This is a genomic window from Parafrankia colletiae (assembly GCF_001854655.1).
GTDB lineage: Bacteria > Actinomycetota > Actinomycetes > Frankiales > Frankiaceae > Parafrankia > Parafrankia colletiae.
Genome location: NZ_MBLM01000079.1, coordinates 1 through 2,501, shown reverse-complemented (window position 1 = coordinate 2,501; position 2,501 = coordinate 1). Strand labels below are relative to the sequence as shown.

Here is a 2,501-nt window from a genome sequence, read left to right as displayed (position 1 = left end):
TCATGTCCGGGGGCCGCTTCACGCTCAGTATGGGCCGCGGCGACTCCTCTCTCGCCTATGTCGGAGTGCCACCGGTCCCATTAGCATACTACGAGAAGTCGTTGCGGACCGTTCAAGCCTACATGCGGAACGAGCCTGTCGCTGCGAGCCTGGCAGCCAGTTTTCTTGGTCCATTGAATCGGGGTTTCGACCAGCTTTCGGTGGCTGAGGTGCCCGAGTCCTCGCAGATGACTTGGATGCCTGACGACTACGTGAAGCCCGAGCTCGAGGCGGCCGCGAGCGGCCCGAAGGTCATTGCAGCGGCGGCGCGTCACGCTGATCGCATCAGCTTCGCTCTCGGAACCGACCTTGCCCGCTTGGCGTGGGCGATTCAGACGGCTCGTGACGAGGCGGAGAAAAACGGGCGGGACCCGGGATCGCTTTCGTTTGGCGCCTTTGTTCCGTTCTATCCACATCACGACCAGAATGTCGCACGTGATCTTGCGCGGGGTACGGTCGCTTCGATGAGCCGGTTCTCTGCGATGCATAAGAAGGTGAACGAGGCCAGCCCGATCTTGGACCGAGATCGGGAGAACATGGAACGCATCGCAAAAAATTATAACATGAACAAGCACGGCGCTCGTGCAAGTAGTCACTCGCATCTCCTTGACCCCGAATTCATTGACAGCTTCGGCCTCGTAGGCGACCCCCAGCGATGCCTCGAGAAGATGATGGCAATTGAAGATCTCGGCATCGATCGGCTCATCCTCTGGACCGGCGAACTGACCGGTCACGCGGGTGAGAGTTATCGAATCGGGGTGGATGAGTTGCTTCCCGCGATGGTCGGTCGTGGTTAGGGTCGCGTGGCGTAGTTGGTTTGTAGCCGAGGTTGCACTTCGCAGGGAAGCAAGGGGAGCCCACGTCGATGGTGYAGTCGTCATCTGGGCACAGTTGCATCGGCAAAGTCTGCCACTACGCGGCTGCTGTCGGTGGCCGCGGGATCCTGCCCGATGACGGCCGTGTGGGTGCCCGCCGGTGGCCAGTTGAACTGCCCACCGGCGGTCCCGTGATCTGCCCGAGGTGATCGTCGTGTCCCGGCCTGTCGTGGCAGGTCCGGGTTGTCCCCTTCCCGGTGTGCTGAGCGGTGCCAACCGCTACCCAGCACGGTCCCGGGAAGGGGACGAGATTGAAGTCTGCCGAGGAGATCATGGAAATTCTTGAGGCGTACGACCTGACGGGGTCGTTGCGTGACGCGGGCGAGCTCGCGGGCTGCTCGCACCACACCGTCGGCCGGTATGTGTGGCTCTAACCTCGATCTTTCGTGTGTCCAGCAGGCCGGAGGTGACGCCGTGTAGCGGCTGATCCCCCGTTCGTAAGCTCGTCGTCGCTTGCCGGTGCGAGTCCGGTCCGGGTAGCTGCCAGGAGGCCCGGTAGCAGACTGGCGGCTTGGTCGGGTAACTGGCCGGGTCGAAGCCCAGTGTCAAAAGCCCAATAGGGGGAGCGACTGGACGGTCCGTAGCATGAAGCGAAGCCTGCCGCCTCGTTAGAGGCCCGCTTCGGCGGGAAGAGGGAGTGCCGAGCCGCGGAAATCACGGCGAAGGCCACGGAAGCGGTGTAGATCCTGGATTACAGCCGTGAAGGACTCCTCGGGGTATGGGGCGCGGAACGTTCAGATAGTGACGGCGGGAACTGGAGAGACCCTGCCTGGCCCGGCAGCACCGCGGAATATCTGCCGGAGGAGGCGACGCCCTATAACCGATGACCTCGGGAAGTGGGTGACGTGTCGGGTAGGGAGTCGGAGGCGGCCATATTACCGCTTGAGCCGGTCGGACAACATAACCGCCGGTGACGGGAAGGGCCGCTGCTTCGTCGGCGCGTGTGTATGTGAGGAAGAGCTGGTGAGTGCCCTCGTGGCTAGTTCCGCCGAGCAAGACAAGGTTCAAGCCTTGCAGCAAACGCTTTACCGGGCGGCCAAGGCTGATCCCGGGCGGCGGTTCCACGCGCTCTATGACAAGGTCTATCGCGGTGACCTGCTGGAGCGTGCGTGGGTCCAGGTGCGCCGTAACAACGGTGCGGCTGGAGTTGACCGTGTCACGGTCGCTGATGTCGAGGTGTACGGGGTTCGCCGTTTCATCGACGAACTGGCTGCGGATCTGAAGGAGGGCCGGTGGCGGCCGGCGCCCACGCGCCGGGTGTTGATCCCGAAGCCCGGATCTTCGTCCGGGCAGAGGCCGTTGTCGATTCCCACAGTCCGTGACCGGGTCGTGCAGACGGCTGTGAAGATGGTTCTCGAGTCGGTGTTCGAGGCGGACTTCCTGCCGTGCTCGGTTGGGTTTCGGCCCGGGCTGGCGGTGCACGACGCTCTGCAGGTGCTCGTGGATGAGTGCTGGCGGGGCAGGCGGTGGGTGGTGGAGACGGACATCGCCGACTGTTTGGAGCCATCATCACACTGCTCCTTTCGTTGATTGTGGGGGTCAGAAGAGGGGGTCGGTGGACGTCGGGACCTGTATTCGTAGGCCTTT

General features: G+C 63.1%; 3 protein-coding genes. All 3 read left to right on the top strand.

Annotation, left to right across the window (positions count from 1 at the left end):
• A partial coding sequence (locus CC117_RS09305) for an LLM class flavin-dependent oxidoreductase (RefSeq protein WP_071083340.1) occupies positions 1-836 on the top strand: 836 nt, incomplete at its 5' end.
• Between the two features lie 329 nt (positions 837-1,165).
• Positions 1,166-1,288 (top strand): hypothetical protein, encoded by a 123-nt coding sequence (locus CC117_RS39775; RefSeq protein ID WP_256385367.1) that lies wholly within the window; start codon positions 1,166-1,168, stop codon positions 1,286-1,288.
• A gap of 589 nt (positions 1,289-1,877) precedes the next feature.
• Positions 1,878-2,444 carry a reverse transcriptase domain-containing protein gene (locus tag CC117_RS09300; protein WP_084131804.1) on the top strand — a complete coding sequence of 189 codons (567 nt, stop codon included), beginning with the start codon at positions 1,878-1,880 and terminating at the stop codon, positions 2,442-2,444.
• The last annotated feature ends 57 nt before the right edge of the window (positions 2,445-2,501 follow it).